The sequence below is a fragment of the Bacillus sp. EAC genome (genome assembly GCF_002156875.1).
Classification (GTDB): Bacteria; Bacillota; Bacilli; order Bacillales; family Bacillaceae_G; genus Gottfriedia.
Map to the genome: position 1 here is coordinate 1 of NZ_NCSY01000007.1, position 20,259 is coordinate 20,259.

Annotated in this window: 19 protein-coding genes and 1 pseudogene; 18 read left to right on the forward strand and 2 right to left on the reverse strand. The window is 30.5% G+C overall.

Going from position 1 to position 20,259, the window contains the following annotated elements:
* Window positions 1-257: 257 nt before the first annotated feature.
* The 5 genes from B7R65_RS13055 (at window position 258) to B7R65_RS13085 (ending at window position 4,652) form a co-directional block, all read left to right on the forward strand.
* Window positions 258-995: a CatA-like O-acetyltransferase gene (locus B7R65_RS13055; RefSeq protein ID WP_088043238.1), complete on the forward strand. Its 738-nt coding sequence runs from the start codon at window positions 258-260 to the stop codon at window positions 993-995.
* 316 nt (window positions 996-1,311) lie between these two features.
* Window positions 1,312-1,572, forward strand: a complete 261-nt coding sequence (locus tag B7R65_RS13060) for a hypothetical protein (RefSeq protein WP_088043239.1) — start codon at window positions 1,312-1,314, stop codon at window positions 1,570-1,572.
* A gap of 159 nt (window positions 1,573-1,731) precedes the next feature.
* Window positions 1,732-2,115 carry a hypothetical protein gene (locus B7R65_RS13065; protein WP_088043240.1) on the forward strand — a complete coding sequence of 128 codons (384 nt, stop codon included), beginning with the start codon at window positions 1,732-1,734 and terminating at the stop codon, window positions 2,113-2,115.
* Between the two features lie 669 nt (window positions 2,116-2,784).
* A complete protein-coding gene (locus B7R65_RS13075) occupies window positions 2,785-3,237 on the forward strand; it encodes a hypothetical protein (RefSeq protein ID WP_088043242.1) in 453 nt (150 codons plus the stop codon).
* 254 nt (window positions 3,238-3,491) lie between these two features.
* Window positions 3,492-4,652, forward strand: a complete 1,161-nt coding sequence (locus B7R65_RS13085) for a GerAB/ArcD/ProY family transporter (protein ID WP_088043244.1) — start codon at window positions 3,492-3,494, stop codon at window positions 4,650-4,652.
* A gap of 208 nt (window positions 4,653-4,860) precedes the next feature.
* Here B7R65_RS13085 and B7R65_RS21340 read toward each other — a convergent pair whose 3' ends face one another.
* On the reverse strand, window positions 4,861-4,998 hold the full coding sequence (locus B7R65_RS21340) for a hypothetical protein (RefSeq protein ID WP_179194869.1): 138 nt from the start codon (window positions 4,996-4,998) through the stop codon (window positions 4,861-4,863).
* An 890-nt stretch (window positions 4,999-5,888) separates the two neighbouring features.
* Between B7R65_RS21340 and B7R65_RS21785 the strand changes: the two genes are divergently transcribed.
* The 4 genes from B7R65_RS21785 (at window position 5,889) to B7R65_RS13110 (ending at window position 8,432) form a co-directional block, all read left to right on the forward strand.
* Complete coding sequence (locus B7R65_RS21785; RefSeq protein WP_483861140.1) at window positions 5,889-6,095, forward strand: Imm32 family immunity protein; 207 nt, start codon at window positions 5,889-5,891, stop codon at window positions 6,093-6,095.
* Between the two features lie 636 nt (window positions 6,096-6,731).
* A complete protein-coding gene (locus B7R65_RS13100; RefSeq protein WP_088043246.1) occupies window positions 6,732-7,337 on the forward strand; it encodes a hypothetical protein in 606 nt (201 codons plus the stop codon).
* 177 nt (window positions 7,338-7,514) lie between these two features.
* A complete protein-coding gene (locus tag B7R65_RS13105; RefSeq protein ID WP_088043247.1) occupies window positions 7,515-7,877 on the forward strand; it encodes a DUF2750 domain-containing protein in 363 nt (120 codons plus the stop codon).
* Window positions 7,878-7,970: 93 nt separating this feature from the next.
* The gene (locus tag B7R65_RS13110) at window positions 7,971-8,432 is read left to right on the forward strand and encodes a hypothetical protein (protein WP_088043248.1); all 462 of its coding nucleotides are present in this window, start codon (window positions 7,971-7,973) and stop codon (window positions 8,430-8,432) included.
* 254 nt (window positions 8,433-8,686) lie between these two features.
* On the opposite strand, the gene B7R65_RS13115 is transcribed toward B7R65_RS13110, so the two are convergent.
* The gene (locus B7R65_RS13115; RefSeq protein ID WP_256941305.1) at window positions 8,687-9,709 is read right to left on the reverse strand and encodes a LysM peptidoglycan-binding domain-containing protein; all 1,023 of its coding nucleotides are present in this window, start codon (window positions 9,707-9,709) and stop codon (window positions 8,687-8,689) included.
* A gap of 441 nt (window positions 9,710-10,150) precedes the next feature.
* Between B7R65_RS13115 and B7R65_RS21345 the strand changes: the two genes are divergently transcribed.
* The 9 genes and pseudogenes from B7R65_RS21345 to B7R65_RS13155 all read left to right on the forward strand — a co-directional run bounded on the left by B7R65_RS21345 (window position 10,151) and on the right by B7R65_RS13155 (window position 20,089).
* Entirely contained in the window at window positions 10,151-10,309 is a 159-nt protein-coding gene (locus B7R65_RS21345) for a hypothetical protein (RefSeq protein WP_179194870.1), read from the forward strand.
* Window positions 10,310-10,446: 137 nt separating this feature from the next.
* The gene (locus tag B7R65_RS13120) at window positions 10,447-11,016 is read left to right on the forward strand and encodes a hypothetical protein (protein WP_088043250.1); all 570 of its coding nucleotides are present in this window, start codon (window positions 10,447-10,449) and stop codon (window positions 11,014-11,016) included.
* Between the two features lie 149 nt (window positions 11,017-11,165).
* Window positions 11,166-11,534 (forward strand): NUDIX hydrolase, encoded by a 369-nt coding sequence (locus B7R65_RS13125; protein ID WP_088043251.1) that lies wholly within the window; start codon window positions 11,166-11,168, stop codon window positions 11,532-11,534.
* Window positions 11,535-11,707: 173 nt separating this feature from the next.
* Complete coding sequence (locus B7R65_RS13130; protein ID WP_088043252.1) at window positions 11,708-12,118, forward strand: hypothetical protein; 411 nt, start codon at window positions 11,708-11,710, stop codon at window positions 12,116-12,118.
* 212 nt (window positions 12,119-12,330) lie between these two features.
* A complete protein-coding gene (locus tag B7R65_RS13135) occupies window positions 12,331-12,999 on the forward strand; it encodes a DNA alkylation repair protein (RefSeq protein WP_088043253.1) in 669 nt (222 codons plus the stop codon).
* Window positions 13,000-14,547: 1,548 nt separating this feature from the next.
* Complete coding sequence (locus B7R65_RS21920; RefSeq protein WP_088043435.1) at window positions 14,548-18,081, forward strand: S8 family serine peptidase; 3,534 nt, start codon at window positions 14,548-14,550, stop codon at window positions 18,079-18,081.
* Between the two features lie 308 nt (window positions 18,082-18,389).
* Window positions 18,390-18,751: pseudogene (locus B7R65_RS13145) on the forward strand (YciI family protein).
* Window positions 18,752-19,399: 648 nt separating this feature from the next.
* On the forward strand, window positions 19,400-19,672 hold the full coding sequence (locus tag B7R65_RS13150; RefSeq protein WP_088043254.1) for a hypothetical protein: 273 nt from the start codon (window positions 19,400-19,402) through the stop codon (window positions 19,670-19,672).
* A 159-nt stretch (window positions 19,673-19,831) separates the two neighbouring features.
* Window positions 19,832-20,089, forward strand: a complete 258-nt coding sequence (locus tag B7R65_RS13155) for a hypothetical protein (RefSeq protein ID WP_088043255.1) — start codon at window positions 19,832-19,834, stop codon at window positions 20,087-20,089.
* Window positions 20,090-20,259 lie beyond the last annotated feature (170 nt).

Consider the following 20,259-nt stretch of genomic DNA (forward strand, 5'->3'; position numbering starts at 1 on the left):
ATGCTGTATTAGAGGAACACCTATTTTGAAAGTTATGAATACATTGCCAAAAAAAATTGAAAAAACAATTTCTGGACGATACGGTACATATTTTGACGTTAATAAGAATTTTACCTCAAAGTTTAAGAACTTTATAAATTTTATTTTTAAGGAAAAAAATCAAAGGAGATAATAAGTTTTTTTCTCTTCTTATGCAACTAACTGGCGCGTTAGTTCAATAACGTGAGTTGCTACGGCAGCTCATTTTTATTGTGCTTATGTCAGTATTGTCGAAAAAGAAAAGGGAAACGGTTATAAAAATAGAAATTATTTTTATAACAAATTCATTAGATAAAATAATATTTTTACAAGTTAGGAGTGAAGTAATGTCTGAATATCGTGTTGTAGAATTAGAAAAGTGGGAGAGAAAAGAATATTATAATTATTACTTTTCAATAAATGTTACTCATGAACTGACAACGAAAATAGATGTAACTAATGCCGTTGAATATTGCCAAAATAATAATTACAGCTTCTATGCCTATATGATTTTTAATATTACGAAATCTATTAACTCTATCAAAAATTACCGTTATGATCTTATTGAAAATGAATTAGTATGTTGGGATTATCTAGTTCCGGCATTTACTATTTTTGATAAAGAAAAAGAAAAATTTCAATGTATTTGGTTAGATAAATTTGAAAGTATGGCCGAATTTCAATCTGCTTTTAAAGAAGAAGTTGAAAAATACGTTGGTTCCGATAAAATGTTTCCTAAAGTTAATCAACCCTTAAACACCTTTGATATATCATCTATTCCTTGGGTGAGTTTTGATAATTTTTCTTTAAATATCGCTAATTCTTCTTGTTATTTAAAGCCAATATTGACTATTGGAAAGTATTCTGAACAAAACGGGAGATTATCTATACCTATTTCTATTAAATCTCACCACGCTACAGTAGATGGATTCCATGTAGCAAAATTTTTTGAAAAGCTAACAAAGAATATTGATTAAGTATTGGTTATTGATTTAAATGTTGTTTTTTGTATTTTGATTTTCTAAACTTCGCATTAATTTTTAAATTTTAACATTCCTTATGCAACTAACTGGCGCTTTAGTAGAATAGTATGAGTAGCCAATGGCTACTCATTTTTAATTGATTAAAAAGGATTATTCACCTTCAACATTTAATATCTATTTAGAAATACTAAGTTTTAATAATGTAGTAGGAAATTTAAATAGAATAACTGTCTAAACACAGGATTATTTAATTGATCCATTTTTATTTTTTAAGGAGAAGAGTTAATAAAGAAGAGGGGATTTTGTTGTCATGAGGCTAGATTGGTTTATTACGTTTATTTTAATTAGTGCTTATACAAGCTTGCTCTCCGAGATTGTAGCAGATTTTTTCCATTATTCACATATACTTATGTATGGACTATCCGGTATGGTAAGCGGTGGTTTAATTTTTTTAATCATAAAAAATATACCTAGAATATCCGGTAAGATTATAAATTTGAAAATAGCCATAGTAATACTAATGATCAACGGTGGATTATTTGGAGTTATTGGAAAATACTTCGAACTATAAAATATTCTTATGTAACTAACGAGCGTGTTAGTTAAATAAAAAAGCTGCTTAGATGCAGCTTTTTTATTGGTATTTAAATACTATAATTGTCTGATCATATTAGAATTGAAACAATTAAGATATCTATTCGCAATAATATAGTCAGTCAGAACTTGGGGAGTGTTCATCACGATAAAACTAATTTGTAGAACTTGTAAAATAGAGGTTTCTGAAGAGGTAGAGGAATTAAAGAATACTAAATTACTATATAGTAACGGTGACCAAGAGTATATACGTAAAGGTTTTTACATACTTGACTTTACTCCCATTGGTGGTGTTGTATCGGAACTTAACTTAAAAGACTTCTTTATTATTAATATCGAAGATTCAATTAATTCAAAACCTCACATAAATCCCGATAGATTAATTGGATGTTGTGGTTTGAGTGGGGTTTATGGACATAATATTGTATGCATAAATAATCATGAAATTGGTATTAAAGAAGAAGACTGTTCGGGACCACATTATGTAGCGTTAGATCCTGAATTAGTAAAACGTATATAAAATTGTAAGAATAATTTTATATACTTACTTATTGAACTAACTGGCGCGTTAGTTGAAGAACACTTGCTGCTAATGCAGCTTTTTTTATGAAGTAAATGGCACGATGATTAATAAGGAAAGGACATTTCCAATAATATATTGAATAGTTAATATATGACTAGTTAAAGTATAGTAATTATTCAAAGGAGAAAAAATTCAATGAAACAAAATAATACGGAGAAACAATCAAACCAAATTCCAATGCTGTATATGTTTTTTATTATGATCTTGACCGTACGTTTTTTTGAATCATTCCAAGAGGGAATATTGGAAAAGTTATGGTTTGTTGTCCTTATGTTACTCTTAATTTACTTAGCAATTATTTCTCGGAAGACAAAGTTGATAATAACTTTAAATATAATTTCTATTGTATGTTTATTTATTATGGGAGTTGTTTTGTTCGGTTGATGATTACACATGGAGAAACAGTAAATGTAAAGTATTATGATACTAATTCAACTAACGAGAGCGTTAGTTGAACTACAAAAAGAGGATGATCATAATTGATCATCCTCTTTTTTGCTAAATGGCAGGTTTGTTGTAGAAGGAAATAGAATTTTTAAAATGACACAATCTTTTAAACTGGAATGTTATTCTACTACTTATAGTTAGATTTGTACAAATAAGAGGATGGAAAAAGAGGTGGCTGATATAAAGAAATATATTGTTGTAATTCTATTTTGCTTTTTGCTGACAGGGTGCAAAAAATATGATAATAAACGTGAACCGATATCAGTAGAGAAAATAGACTGGCAATACTTTACAATCGAAGGGGAGGGTGATCCTGCTAGCTTTCAACGCATAGTAATAACTTCTGAAGGAAATTCTTTTAGAATAGACAGAGGTTATTTTAATGAGTTTTGTAAATTGATGATGGATAACCCAAACAAAATTAATACAAAATTTGAACAAAATACCCTTAAAATATATTTCCGATTTAATGAAGATAACCCCTTGCTAACAAGGTTGTACTATAAAGTCAATAAGAAATATAATGGCAAAGAATCTATTTTTTATGTAGATAATTCATTGTTACCAGAACTTGAAAAAATAAAAGTAAGACATGTACAGACGGACAAATAAAATTTATGGAGATATTACAAAAATTCAATATTCCTTATCTTGATAAAAATGACTCAATTTACATTTATGGATACGTTAAAAATACCGAAAACCAAACCTATAAATAAGGAGATGAGGATTTGTGTTATTAAACTAACGAGCGTCTTAGTTGAAAATCCTATGGAATGTTTTAACAGCCCTTTTATTGTGCTAACTGGTATTTTAACAAAATACAAAAAAATATTCATAAAATTGGGGATTTTGGTGAAAATATAGTGGATTCAATTAACCCACTAAAAGAAGGTATTGAAATGAATAGGAAATTAAGAATTAGTGGTTTTCAATTTTTTTGTACGATTGTTTTGTTTCAGATTAGTATGACAGGTCTTTTACCTTATGCTATTAATGTCAAGCAAGATGCATGGATTAGTGCGTTAATAGGTCTTTTTTTAGGATGTTTATTATTTTTAGTTTATATTAAACTATTTGAAATTTATCCGGCTATCCATTTTACAAATTATGTTCAACAAATTTTGGGTAAGTTCGCAGGTAAACTTGTAATTATCGCATATATTATCTATTTTATTTACATGGCAGCACGAATTTTAAGAGAATTTGAACAATTATTGGTTATAACACTGTTCGAATCATCCTCACTTATTTCATTAGGGATATTAATGATGTTTTTAATTATGTATGGACTTTTTAAGGGGTTCGAAACTATCGCTCGTACAACTGAAGTCATATTTTTTTTTATAATCCTTATTATTTCAATAATAGTAGCCTTTGAATTTATAGCTAAGATTCACCATATAAATAATTTGAGACCTGTTTTAGAAAATGGATGGAGACCTGTTATTACTGCATCTATTCCTATAGGAATAACATTTCCATTTGGTGAGATGGTTACTTTTTTAATGATAATGCCACATTTAAATAAACAACAAAATGCACTCAAGATAGGAATTCCAGCATTAGTATTCTCAGGACTTATCTTAACGTTTTTTACAATAATAAATATATCAATATTAGGTATTTCCGTATTAGAAAGAACCAATTATCCTCTTTTGGTAGGAGTTAGTTATATTAATATCGCTAATTTTGTTCAACGATTAGATTCTTTTATTGTAATATTTATGATTTGTGGAGGTTTTATAAAAATTACTATCTTTTTCTATTGTGCTGTTTCAGGAACTGCTGAAATATTTAATATAAGAAAAACAAATGATCTAATTTATCCAATAGGTGTAATAATTCTAATATGTTCAATTTTAGTTGCACGAAATCAAATCGAAAGTATTAAAGAAAGGATTGAAATTATTCCTTATATTTTACATATACCACTTCAAATAATAATTCCTATTTGTTTATTAATAATTGCTCTAATACAAAGGAAATTTAAAGAGAAATTACCGTTACCTTTGTTCAATAAGTAATAAAAAAAATCTTCTCTTGAAGATCTTTTTTTATTGCCGATAAGCGTATTTATGAAATCTAAATTCACATACGATTTCATGTGAAAATATGCTAGTTCTTGTTCAACTAACGAGCGCGTCAGTTGAAGTAGAAAACGGAAGGTTTCTCATTAATGAAGGATCTTATTTGTTCCAATTTTTATATATATTTAGTAAAGAACTTTTTTATCTAAGGACTCATAGATGATTTTTTCTTTTTATCCTTTTCTCTTGATTCGCGCAATTGTTTAACTGCTTCCTCAGACAAAATTCCTTTGTCTGAGTATCTTTCAAGTTCTTCGTCATTGAACCATTTATTTTTCTCCATGCTATACCTCGCTTATTGTTAATGTTTTATAGTATCCCCAAAATCATATAAGTATTTCTAGATAAAAAGTCAATTATTGAATGAAATATTCTCAACTAACGAGAGAGTTAGTTGAAGATCAATGAGTCACTGTTGTGGCTCATTTTTTTATTTAAGTAACGGGCAGTTTAATTCAATAAGGATCAGTGGTGAAATAATTGTAAAAACTTACTAATTATTATTAATAAGAATATTGTTATTATTAAATCGAATACCATTAACATCTATGGAGGAACAAATTGAATTATTTAAGAAATTTCAAACAATGGCTTATTAAAGATTACGATAAAAGAGACACCTCTTCTTAAATTTCATAACAATTATAATTCTATTTATCTTTTTTGCCATTAAATATCAGTAGGGGAAGCCTCTTTCGACGATTAGTAGTTTATTTGGTAGTTTCTATTTTATTGCAGATATCATTTGTTTTTTTCTATTTGTAATATTAATTAGAGTGATTGAAGAGGGAATCCGAAAAATAATTGGAAACGGGAAAGAAATCGGATTAGTATATTCCTTTCTTTATATGGGCGTATTAATTACTACGATTATCATTGTTAACCAATATTATTTATAAGGAGCTTATTGAACTAATGAGCGCGTTAGTTGAATATCTTGAGTTGCTCCGGTGACTCTTTTTTTGTTTCACTAAAAGGCAGGATAGTTGAATTGAATATGGTAAAATTATACATAAAATGTAGAGTGAGGTGTTTACTATGTCTGTTTATAATATTAATTTGGAAAACAATTCTGATTAAGAAGAAGTATTTGAAATCGAAGGAGATAATATTGCTCAAGTAACCGTTCTTGATAATAGTGGGAATGATATTACACAAAATTGTAGAGTACAAATTACCCTAAGTAAAAATGCATTGATTGGTTTATGTACTGAGCTAATCCGTTTAGCACATGATTATAAAGATGGTAAACATTTTCATATTGACCCAATAAGTAAAGAATATGTAGTCCAATCAATGGGAGCTATGCTTCATCCTGAGAGTTGTGAACTTATTGTGTGTTGTGGAGATTATGATACATTTAATGATTATACAAAATAAGATGTTTAGTTATGTAACTAACGAGCGCGTTAGTTGAACAGCGAGGGGCTATTTCGGTAGTCCTTTTTTAATTGTGCTTAATGGTATGGAATAAATTGACTAAGAAGGATTCATTAGTAAACACATAGAATAAGTATTTGTATTAGTTGGTAAATTTTTACAAATAAATAATATCTATAGAGAGGTAAATTAATGGGATTTTTCTTTTATTCAAATATGATAAAGAATATAATTGTCACTTTTTTTCAAAATAGTATATGGGTGGTAGGATTTTTTTATATATTGATTAAGACATTTGAAAATGAAACTCTTAAGTACTTTTCGAAATACTTTATTGGTGTTATTTTAGCGTTATTATTCCTTTACTCAGTAACGGTAAGCATATAATTACACTTCTTTATTCATCTAATGCATGGGTTAGTGGAAGATCATGAGTCACAAAGTGGCTCATTTTTTATTGAAGTAAGTAGTTTAATTGAATTAGGATAATTTGTAATTCTCTGATTGCTAGATACTGAACAATTGTAATTGTTGCATTTGATGGATTGATTCAGTATGGAAAAAACGAATAAGTACCTAGATGAAGAAAAGTCTAAAAGGAAAGTAGTATTTTCCTATTCTATGGAGGATTATATAATGAAAAATATAAGAATTATATGGTTATTTGTTACGGTTATCTTAGTATGGTTTGTACTATATTTTTATCAAAATCAAAAATTTTCGGTGAATATTTATTCTAGTAACTTAAGCAAAGAAATAAAACAGAATATCAATTATTCTCATGGTCCTAGAAATCCATTAGTGAAAGAGGTACAAGTATTAAAAGTAGTTACATTAGACGATAGCAATATTGCTTTAGCATTTAGTAAATATGATGGACTTTACGGTAGAACTCGTCTGGTCAAAGGACCAAATGGAAAGTACCAAATAAAAGGTTCTTTATGGAGAGGTAGAATAGATCTTGCTGAAGTGGAAACATTTAAAACAAATAAAGGAAGATATCAAGTGATTATGGGTAATAATGAAAATGGCGATATTGATACAATAGAATTAAGAGCTTATACTTTTAATAGTAGCAATAGAGAATATTCGAATTACACTACGACACTAGGAGTTCCAAAGCAAGATGCCTATTTCATCTATAAAAAAATACCAACTGATAATCATCTTAAAAACTTTATGGGTGATATCGAATTTGTTTGTAAAAATAAACAAGGAAAAGTCATTTTTCCAGTGCAATAACTCATTACTATTAACTAAAAAATATCAAATCTAATAGAATTAACGCATGTGTTAGTTGAAGTTCAAGAGCAGCCGAGACTGCTTTTTTATTTAAGTATTAGGCAAATTAGTTGAAGAAGGTAAGGAATAATTAATGGAGATTTAATAACTTAACTTATATTGAAATTAGGTGATTAAATGAGCCATTCAGCAGCTCAATGGAATGCATTTATTAAAGAAATCATCGGAAATAGAATAGTATTTACAATTAAAGACGAAGGTGGAATTCCAACTTCAACGAATATTGATGGAGAGACATCAATGCCATTTTGGTCATTAAAATCAAGGGCTGAAAAGATTATTGAAAATATTCCTTCCTATAGTAGATTTCAAGTATATGAAATTAGTTTAAATGATATTATTAATAAATGGCTTAAAGGACTTGAGAATGATGGTCTTTTTGTAGGGGTTAATTGGAGTGGTATTAAGGCTAAAGGTTACGATATAAATCCAGCAGAAGTGTTGGATAGAATTCAATATGAACATAATTTATTTGATTGATCTTATTCAACTAACGCATGCTTTAGTTCAACATCAATTAGAAAGCAATGAACTTTTAATATAAATTCAATATGGAATTGTGGAGGAGATATTTTGAAATATCGATTTCAATCAAATAAAACTCTTGATGAACTTAGAAGTACCATTTCAGCAAATATATATAAAGACAGAACATCAGCAGTTGATTCGATATGGGATAAAAATTTCGAGGAAAAAGGGAAGATATTTTACGGGGATGTAAAAAATAATAAATTCTCATTTAAACGTCTATCAATGAATGGTCGTTTATATTCTCTAAGTTTTAATGGAGAAATAATACAAAATGGAACTCGAACCGAAATCATTGGTAGATTTAATTATGATTTTATCTTGAACGGTTTAGTTTATTTTATTTTTCTTTTTGTTTCTGTATTTTTAGGGATTATAAATGGATGGATACAGAAGAATTCTTATGCATTTTTTTTATTTGAAATAAGTGCATTTATTTTGTATATAATACCAAGTGAGTTTAGTAGAAGAAGAGAGAAACATAAATTTATTTATTACTTAATTTAACTCTTATGTAACTAACTGGCGCGTTAGTTCAATAAAAATGCTAAATAATTTTTGTAATAAATGAGTTCATTTATAGTACAAAAAAGGATAGAAATAGCAGATATTATTTCTGCTTTCCTATCCTTGTTTTTACGCATTAAATATGTGACATTAAATAAAAAAACACTAAACTATAAATATTTTTAATCGATTGCTTGACTTTTAATAAATTTTTTTCTCAATAGTGGTCCTAAATTGGTACCGGATTTTTTCAATTATTGATTCAAATGAGTTAATGTCGCACCATATGGAGAGACATCGAAAAATTCGCCGTAACCAAGCACGTTTCCTTTACCATTAGCAATTACCGACTTTCGAGACGTCCACGTTTCTCTCCATTGCGAAGGAACATCAACTGAACGACGTTTCACAATAATTTTCATTTTTACTGTTTCAATTTGGGCTGGTGTTAAGTTAGCTGTTTTAATTTTTTTAAAGTCAGACAGAATGAGATTTTTTGTTTTTTCAGAAATATACCCGCTCTGCACAAAAATATCAAATAGCAAAGCATATCCTCTTTTTGTCCATAGTCCAAACGTTTTATAATACTTTTCTGCTTGGTCATAATAATAATCAGCAGCTTGGATTTGTCTAGCAACGCCTTCTTTGCTTGATCCAATATTAAATAAATACATATTCCAAGGCTCGATCACTTGATACTTATTGGATGGATTTGAAATTGAATTCCCCCAAGCAATTTGTTCAGCTTTGGTTTTGTGCATTACTACATCAACAAAAGTATTGTATGAGGTGAAATCATCACCAAATGCAGATTGAACTACTTGTTTGTGTTTCGTTAACAAATCTATTAAGATTGGTTGAAGTGTGTCACTTCCAAAATTTTCTTGAAGTGCACCAAACGACAAACCAGCCCCATCAAAATTCCCACTTGTCATCCCAAAAGCATCTTCAGTTGTTGAGGAAGTTTCATACCAGGCTGTAACTGATAATGCTATTTTCTTTACTGATTGGCTTGCTGGTAATTTCACTGGTTTGATTGTCGACTTCTTAGTTGGAACCACTAATTTTTGACCAATGTTAATATTGTTCGATTTTAATTTATTTTGTTTTTTCAATTCAGAAACTGATACCTTAAATTTTTTCGAAATAAAATAAAGTGTATCACCTTTTTTCACTTTGTAGACAACCGATGCAGCCTCGATTGGTTTCTCAATTGAGCCGAGTAAAAAAACCAGGGAAAAGCTAATAAGTAAGAGCAATACCCGTTTATTCTTCAATTCTATCATCCTCCTGTTCTAGTTGTTTTATTCTAGTTCAAAGAGTCAGAACTACGATACGATGCTTACATATTCATCATATTGGAAACGTATTCAAAAAACTAGTTGTAAAAATTTCATGTGGACAAATTTGAGTTTGTTTGATGGAGTACTAGTACTAGGATAGGAGAACTTATAATGCTGGTAAGCAAATGAAAAATGAATTGCTTTGGTATATGTAAAATAAAGTCTTTCTAATGAAACTAACGAGAGCTTAAGTTGAATAACGATGGACTGCCTCGGCAGTCCATTTTTATCGTGCTAACTGGCATTTTAGGTTTAGTTTAATAAGTATTGTATAGACTTAAAGAATTAAATTTCTGTTAGAATAGGTTTATCCTAATTTTGATATAAAGTTTACTGGAATCTTTTATCAGATTTAAATTAGCATTGGAGGATTAAATGAACAGTTTTATACCATCATTTATTGCATTAGTTATTATTGGATTAGCTATTTTTAGTTTCATTACATTAATCAAAAACATTAGTAAAAAACGATTTACTAAAATTAAAGAGTTAGAACAAAGAATTAGTGATTTAGAAAAAAATAAATTCAACTAACGCAAGCGTTAGTTAAACAATAAGTAGGAGCTGAATGTTAAGCTCCTACTTTATTATTCTGAGAATTAGTCGAATAAAATTGTAAGCATAAAAAAATTACTGAGTTGTAGTTTATATCATTATATAGGAGTGTAATCATGAGTGAATTTAGTGAGAGCTACCATCTTTTTTCTAATGATCAGAAAGATGGTATTGAACTGTTAAAGCGTTCTTTCGTTCGTGGATTTGTATATCCAGAAAAAAATAATTGGGTTACGATTATTCCAAGTGGAAGGAAATTTCATGTAATTAGAAGATTTATAAAAAATAATAAAGGTGTATTGATACATTTGATAAATGCGGAGGACCATGGTTGGTCTTTATCTATATACGATGGTATAAAAAGGACCTTTCATTTTGAATGCAGTTGGGAAGAAGACATAGAAATTAACCAAGATGAATACCACCGGGAGCGATTAGTTGAATTAATAAATTCCAATCCCCATAAAGTAAAGCCCATAACACCTTTAGATATAACACAGATATTTTATGTTTCAGACTTTGAAGAACTAATTGAGAAAAATCCAGTAACTCAAGTAGCAAATTTACTGCGATTAGAACATTTCGAATGGATTTCCTACGATTACGTTCAAAAAGATTATAAAGAAGACCCACAAGAAATCAAAAACAAAGGTATTCTCATAGTTAATAATTGGATACCTTTTTAATAAACTTTGTATTACTTATTGAACTAACGAGCGCGTTAGTTGTACAACGATAGACTACTTATGTAGTCAATTTTTTAATGCACTAAATGGGAGAATAGTCTCCTAACAATGAGAATTATGTTAGTATTTAACTAAATGGAGGTGCCAAAATGATATCACAAGCACTTATTATACATAAGAGACATATATTAATGGTCAAACAATTTGTTCAAAGAGGAGATATTGTTTGGAACTATCCAGGTGGAGGAATCGAAAAAAATGAAACCCCTGAAGAAGCTTGTATAAGAGAAGTTAAAGAAGAAACAGGATATGATGTAGAAATAAAATCATTACTTTTTAATAAACAAAACAAGTTTACATACATTGCAGAGATAATAGGTGGAGAATTATATCTAGATATGAATAATGAAGACAATAGTGATATCCTTGATGTTGCTTGGATTTCGATCGATGAAAAAGACAAGTTTGATCCATATACAGCGCCACTATTAAAATTGTTTCTTGAAGAGATAAAATAGCTTCTATTTTAGTTTTAACAGAAAGTCAAAAATACCCAGTATCCCACTAACGAGCGCGTTAGTTTAATCTTGTAAAGGCATGTTAATCATTCCTTTTGAAGTTAACTTTGAACGATATTATTGAAAAGGGGAACCTGTTATAAAAAAAAGCATTAATTATTCAATTAGCAATAATGGTTTCACTAGGTTGTGCATTTTGGTTTTTAAAAATAATTGGTTTTTTTGAACCTGTTAATGATATTCGAGAACCAATTTCTGTTAGCAATATAGAGTGGGGATATTTAAGTACTGAGGAAGAACGTATGGATTCGATAACTGTTTATTCACAAGGTCATACATTCGGACTTTCTTCGTTTCAAACAGCTCAATTTTGTAAGTTAATGCAAGAAAATAAAAATAATATTTATAAGAAACAAAACAATTTTTCAATAAAAGTTCAATTTAGATTCAGAGAAGTATATGTAATAAACTCGTTATATAAAATTGATAAGTATAACGGAAAAGAATCTACTTTTTATGTAGATAAATCATTAATTCCAGAATTGAAACAAATATATTATTCTAATTTTGATGACAATCATTAACATCTTTGAAATCCCATTTTATTGATCAATTTATAATTCAAAAAAGTCCTCTTTCTCTAGTCAGATTTGAGGACTTTTGAATTCTAATAATCTGGTGGCACATTGATACATCATATGCAACTAACGAGCGCGTTAGTTGTACAAGACTAACGCAAACATATCCCGTCAAGGACATATTATGAAACAGTGCTTTAATAAAGGAGTTGTATAAAATGAATGAAAATAAAGGTACAGAACTAAAACGATCTTCAAAAGCAGAAAACATTCTACCTCAGATCAATAGTAAAACTAAGCTAGGCGACTTACGAAAAATTGCGAAGGACATTAAAAAAAATCACGAACTAGCTATGGAACTTTGGTCAACCGAAGAGTTTTTGCCCAGACTATTAGCAATCTTAATTATGGACAAAAAACTTCTTTCACAAGATGTGCTAAATAAGCTTGATAAGGATATGCAGACTCACACTTTTGATGAGCGAAATAACTTAATGGATTGGTTAATGGCTAATCAGCTCACCAAAGACAATAAGAAAATTGCATTGATGGAGTCATGGGGAAATAGTCCTTCTGCTCTTCAAAGGCGATCTTTCTGGTATTATCAAGGGCGATTGAGATGGACTGGACAAACACCGCCTGATAACACCGCAGACTTGCTATCTGCATTGGAAGCTAATATTACTCAGGAAGAACCGGAAGTTCAATGGGCTATGAATTTCACCGCAGGTTGGATAGGCGTTTATGATGAAAAGAATCGTGCACGTTGTATTAAACTTGGTGAGAAAACGGGTCTTTACAAAGATGAAATAGTAGCAAAAGGATGTACTCCCAGCTATTTGCCGGAGTTCATTACGATTGAAGTTAACAAACGACATAATAATTAGTTACCTCTGAAAAATTCATTAGGGTTTAATGCAAAAAATAAAGGAATTCAAAGCCTCAATATGAAAATTGTAATAGGCTTGAACCGAAAAATAAAGAAAACAACGCGTTTTGGCAGCTAGCTAGTTAGTGAAATATGCAAGGAAGATGTAAAAGATTAACCCACTATCTCTTTTTGCTCTGTAGGGCGCTTATCTTTTAGAAGAACAACTTTCCAGCTGCGCAGTACAACGATTATATGTAATTAAGAGAAGCTACTTATGTAACTAACGAGAGCGTTTGTAACATAAGAAAAAAGGAACTTCGTTTCATACGAAGTTCCTTTTTTCTTTTTCCAATCGGTCGCTCAGCTAGGGAATCGATTGAAGTATTTATGCACTAAAATCTTGTGGTTTTACTTAAAGGAAGATTAGAAATTACGATTCATTATTGGATATAAATTGTCAAAGCGTTCAGAAAGCAAATAATTGTGTCCCTCATTTTATCTTCGAATAAAATCACCTACATAAATAAAGTAGAATAGCGTCCTATTTCTTTGAAAGAGCTTTATAGCTATGCCTCGATGGAAAACTTAATTAAATTAGTTAAATGGGAATGAAGAGATCAGTATTGAATTTTGAAAATGGCGTATTAAAGGGTATATCATCAGGATTCTATCATTATGAAATTCTATTACTATTTTAGGAGGAAAGTGGGGGATGAGCAATTTATCTATTTTTTATTAAGTAGCTAACTATTAAAGTTACTATACCATTATACAAATTAATTTTTTTTGTCAACAAAAAAACTTAAAAACACAGACTTATATTGATTTTCCTCCTATAATCTACCCTCATTCTTCTTTATTGATAACTGAAATGAATCATTATGATAACGAGAATGTCATTTACTAAAAAAAAATATCACCATATAATAACCTTAACATTTTGAATAGTCTAAAATTTTACGTTTTTATTAATGGTTTAATTCCACTATTCTAAAATGCAATTTATGTTAGAGGTGATGCATAAGAAAACATTAGATTATCTAAAAAATAGAAACAAACAGTAGAAAATACTAAGTTAATGATTCGTTCTGTTGATATTATCAGCCAGTATTTACAGGTTGATCAATATAAAATATGGAGGTTAACAAATGAGAACAAAGATAAAAAACGAATTACTTCATTAGCACACGTTCTAACCTTATTCATTTCTTCTATTTAGTAGTTTGGTTTTTGCCTCAATTGAAAAGTCACTAAATGCAACAAAGAACCCACCCAAGTGAATCACCAGTCCCGCTCTCCCATTCTCAAAAGTCACTACAATTTTAAGGTTGAAACACAGGATAAGGATATTTCCAAAGCTGATGTTACAGCAGAAGGAAAATGGACTTCACTAGAAGAGAAAGTTATAGCAGTTGCTAGTAAGTGTTAACTGCAGTGAAAGCAGGGTCTATACATGTACAATTCAATCTTGGAACTGCTGTTTTAAACGTTGAAGAAATATTACTAAAGATGCACTTGTTTTAAGTCAAATATCAAGATGAGCTAAGTAGGAGGAAAGTGTATGATGAGGAAGAAAAAAGGTTTTTCTTACAAAGTAATTACTACTACAACTTTAGCAGCATTGTTGTTAACGTCAACGGGATTTGCAGAAGAAACAGAAAGTAACACGGTTCCAGCTCCAAGTATTGAGGACATTGTAAAACAAGGTCAAAAAATTTTCTTAGATAAAGAGAAGCATTTAAATGAAGATCAAGTAGATGAACTAGGTTATAAGGATTTAAGTGAAAATGGTAATGTAAAAGCTTATAACCCAAATGAACAAGTTCGGGTAATAGTTGAAGTAGAACAACCAGAATCGATTGATATTTCTCCTAAAGAAAAAAAGAAGCAACAAAAGCAAAAGCAAGATGACATAATAGCAAAAATTTCAAAGCAAAGATCAGCTTCCAAGGTAAAAAATCGTTTCTTTGAAGGCTTTAATGGGTTTAGTGTTGAAACAGAATTTCGTAAGGTTAAAGAAATACAAAATACACCTGGGGTTGCAAATGTACATATTGCAAGAACTTTTGAGCCATCAATGGGTGCAAGCAAAGAATTGGTACAAGCTCAAAATGTATGGCAGCAATATGGTTATAAAGGTGAAGGGTTACTAGTTGGGGTTATAGATTCCGGAATTGATTATACTCATAAAGATATGACACTTACTGAAAAAGGTAAAAAAAAGGAAAAATGGACAGAATCCAATATCCCAAATAAGTTCGCTGAAACTGAAGTAAATGAGAAATGGTACAGTGACAAAGTACCTACAGGTTATGATTGGGCGGATGATGATACTGATGTAATACCTCATGGTCAATTTGGAAGCCCACACGGTACACATGTAGCAGGTACTGTAGGAGCAAATGGTGACGAATCAAATGATGGCGTACAAGGAATTGCGCCGGGAGTGCAACTTTTAGCTGAAAAAGTATTTTCTGATAATGGCGAAGGTGCTTATGAGGATGACATTATCGCTGGTATTGAGCACGCAGTAACTATGGGAGCAGATGTTATTAACATGAGTTTAGGAACTGATGCTGGATTTGTTGGTGAGGACAACGATCCGATTCAGAAGGCAATACACGTAGCAACAGAACATGGCACACTTGTTGTAGTTGCTGGTGGGAACTCTGCTTATAGCACTAAAAATGATCTAATACAATCTTCTTTACAACCTTATGCCGAAAATCCAGATATTGGTACAGTGAGTGAACCAGGTGTAAGTCCATATGCAATTTCTGTTGCTTCATATGAAAATTCGAAAGTACATGTGAGCACACTTGTAGAAGAAAATGGACTTCAGCTTCCATATCAAGATCAAAGTCAGTTTAACTTTAAGCTTTCTAAAGTATTATCTCCATTTGAAAGTTACGAGATGATTTATGTAGGTGAAGGTAGAACTGAAGATTTTAATAATAAAGATGTCACAGGTAAAATTGTTATTGCTAAACCAAATCAAATATATGGATCATACAGTTATATTCAATACGAAGCAAGTAGGAAAGGTGCTAAAGCTGTTATTTTAGTACCGTCGAATACAGATGTTGACTATCCAATTACTGACTTTAGTCCATATTTTACTCCTGCGGCAACAACAGGCAAAGCAATCGGTAATTCGTTAATTTCTAAGTTAACAAGCGGATATATCGTTAAAATGAAATTATCAAAAGGAATTTATATTGATAATCCAAGTAAAGATACAATGTCATATTTCTCATCTTATGGAACACCACATACATTAGACTTTAAACCTGAATTATCAGCACCAGGAGGTAATATTTATTCAACTGTTCCAGGAAATGAGTATGAGATTATGAGTGGAACATCAATGGCGACTCCACATGTAGCAGGTGGATCTGCACTTTTATTACAATCCTTATATGAAAAAGGTTTAGATCATTCAAAGAAAACAGCTTTAAAAGCTAAAATTGCTTTAATGAACACGTCTAAAATTGTACAAGATCCACGGACAAATTCTGAAGTTCCTTACTCACCACGAATTCAAGGGTCTGGTTTGATGCAAATACAAAATGCAATTAAAACACCTGTACTCGTAACAAGAGAAAAAACTCCTCTAGAACAAGCAGGATCAGTTGCATTAAAAGAGATTAATAGTAATAATGTCCAATTTAAATTGAATTTAGATGCACTTCAAAACAATAAAGATAAAGATAAAGAAGAATTTGAATACAGAGTTTATGTAGATGTCCTAACAGACGGCAAAGAAACAAAAGAATTTGACTTAGACAATGATGGTGCATTGGATTCAAAAGAGTATTTAACATTAAAAAATAAGCGAATACAAGGTGCTATAGCTTCAGTGAACGGAGAAAAAGTAACTAACTCACGTGGGAATATAATAAAAATTAAGACAGGGCAAAGTAAGAATCTCGATATTCAAATTGAATTACCATCTAATTTAAAGAAAGGAATTTTTGTTGAGGGATATGTACGACTAGTTCCAACAGGTCAAAACGCAGATTTAGCTGTTCCAATTTCTGTACCATATATGGGCTTCTATGGAAAATGGGATCAACCATATAATATTGACCCTGCGGCATGGGATAAAGATGCTTTCTTGGGTTTCACAGCTCTTTGGAATGATGAACCTGGTTCAGAAGGCAACTTCCCACTAGGTTATGATCCGAAAACTGGAACATTTAAAAAAAGTAGAATGGTTATCTCTCCGAATGCACTCTTTAAAAATGTATTCTCAACTTTTACGGCACTAAGAAACTTACAAAAGACAGAAATGTATGTTGAGAATGAAAATGGTAAAAGGATTCAATATCTTGGTGACTTTAGTGAATATACTGGAAAGCCTTGGAAATTCCGTAAAAATATTATGTCTTATCAAAACTATATGAATGGTGGTTATTTGTGGGATGTAAAAGACCAAAATGGCCAAGTAGTCAAAGATGGAAATTATAAGTATGTAATAAAAACAACACTAGATTATAAGGATGCTAAACCTCAAGTAGTAAAACTACCTATCCAAGTAGATTCTGTTGCTCCAGTTGTTTCGGATATTAAAGTACAACCGAAAGAAGGACAATATGAAATCTCTTTCAAAGCAGTAGACAACGAAAATGGTAGTGGATTTAAAGGTGCAATTATTTGGTATAACGGTCAATATATGCCATTACAGATTGGACAGACCTCAGTCCTTGTGAAAGAAGAACCAAAGAGCCTAGTCGTATTGGGCATTGATTATGCTTTAAATCATGGATATTCAGTGTGGGGAGACCCTTCATATATTAATGAGGGAATGCTAGTTAGCTGGTTTAGTGTATGGCCAAATGAAAATATTTCTGCAAGTACACCTGCGGGAATTAATGCATTTGCTAGTAACAATGTAAATTGGACAATCAATATAAAAGATATAAATGGAAAAGTAATTGATTCTATTGTAGTTGAAAATGAAACTGAAATTCATTTGAACTGGACGCCTGAGTTAGATGTTCCAAATGGTACGTATTTTGTTTCAGCAGACGTTGAAAATAAACAAGGCTTTAAAGTAACTACAACCCCACAAACTGTTAATGTATTACAAAAATAGAATGAAAAAATGCCACTCTCATATTCTATGAGCTGGCATTTTTTTTAGTGATAATATTCTCTTATAAAATTCAATTCTTACTTATTCTATTATCACATAGATTAATAGATCGAATTAATTCAATTAGGCCATTACAGAAACCAGAAAATATGAAAATGGAAGCATTCCTCATTCTAATATTGAAGCTATAAAAGAATGATGAGCCAAGGTATAATGATGATAGCTGCAACAGTAAGAATGGTATCAATGTATAAGGGTTAAAGGAAGGATAAACATTAGAAATCCATAACACAGAGGAGGAGTTACTAATGAAATTTATGATGGTTGTGAAGGCTTCAAAGGATTCTGAAGCAGGGACAATGCCAAGGGAGCAGATGGATCTGATGTTTGCAGCGATGAAGAAATATAATGAAGAACTGAAGAAAGCTGGAGTTCTGGTGTCAGTCGGTGGACTCCATCCAAGCTCCAACGGTATTCGTATTACTTTCCCTGTTCCTGGAGAACCGCCGACCATTACAGAGGAACTTTCGCTGAAGTCAATGAGTTGATTGCAGGTTACTGGTTCATAGATGTGAAATCTCGCGAGGAAGCAATCGAGTGGGCGATGCGCGCACCAGATCCACATGGTCTTGGGGAAGGACAGATTGAGCTTCGCCAAGTATTCGAATAGACCGATAGGCTAATCATTGGATTAACAATGACTTAAAAGAAGTGATTCTAATCATTCATAAAGCTAGGAATTAAAGATTTAAATCAATAAGAATCACGGATGGGGATAAATACTATGATAATATTTGTATAAAATATTGTTGTTTGTGAAGTATTCTACTTCAACTAACGAGCGCGTTAGTTGCATAAAAAACATTTGCAAAGATAAAATTCTGTTAAACTAAGAATTAGAAATACAGCACATCAACTGGTACGACTACAGAAAGGCAGAATTAAAAATTATGTCACGACGATTATTAAGAAATATCATTCTATTTATTCTTATTGTGGGTCTGGGTGGTTGGATGTTCACCCACGATTATAAGATCGGAATCTTTGCCCCACTAGTTTTTACATTAATAAAGTTAATTTGGGATTTTATTGAAGATAGAGTTAAAAAAGAAAAGAAAATATACAACTAAGAGCGCGTGAGTTGAACAGCGAGAGCAGCCTATGGCTGTTCTTTTTTAATTCAAGTAATTGGCATGATGGTTGAATAGGGAAGGTGAAAAAATCTAACAAATGTTTAACAAAATATCACTCTTATCGGTAATTCAATTCGAAAAATCGAATTAAATGAATTAAATATATAACTTTGGGTGGTAATAAAATGACGAAGAAGAAAGATCAAGTTCTTTATTTTATATTAGGAGCATTTTTATTTGGAATTATGCTTTATATGTTCCATAGTTTTATCTGGTCATTCTTCTTTTTATTATTTATAAGTTATTTAATAACCTTAAAGCTTGCAGATGACAGTAGAAGTTTTAGAAGACAAATGTTAAGTGCTTCAATAGGGATTTTCTTCTTTGGATTAATTTCTGTGTTGATAATATTAATTGCAAAAGGTTTTATTATGTATGTAATTGACTTATATAACTAACTGGCGCATTAGTTGAAGATCAAGAACTGTTATTACAGTTCTTTTTTTATTGAAGTAAATGGCAGTTTTGTTCAATATGATATGGTAATTTTTTCAAACAAAAAGCAAGGGATTAGTATGATAAAATTCAACTATTAAAACTATTTAGGGAGAAAAATTGTGATTTTTGAAAACTTATTTTTTGTATTTTTTATGTTAGCATCATTTCATTTTTATAAAAAGTACATATTAATTGGGCATGGAATGAACTATTTTATTGGAGCAAATTCATTTATTGCAGGTTTTGGAATTATAAAAGACAATATTCCCGATGAAAAGAAATGGTTTTTTCATATCGTAACAATAATAATAGGTCTATCGATTTTAGCTTTAGTTGAATTTTTAAGGAAAAAACATAAGAATAAAATCATTAGTTAAGTTTTTTCCACTATTTCTGAAACAACAATCTTACTAAAAGTGTCATAATCAGTATTCCAATTTTGATGGACGTGAAGCAGAAGAAAATATAGAACTAATGTAAGCTTAAGTAACTAACGCATGCGCTAGTTGAAGTTCATCAAAGCTGCTTTTGCAATTTTTAAGTACGT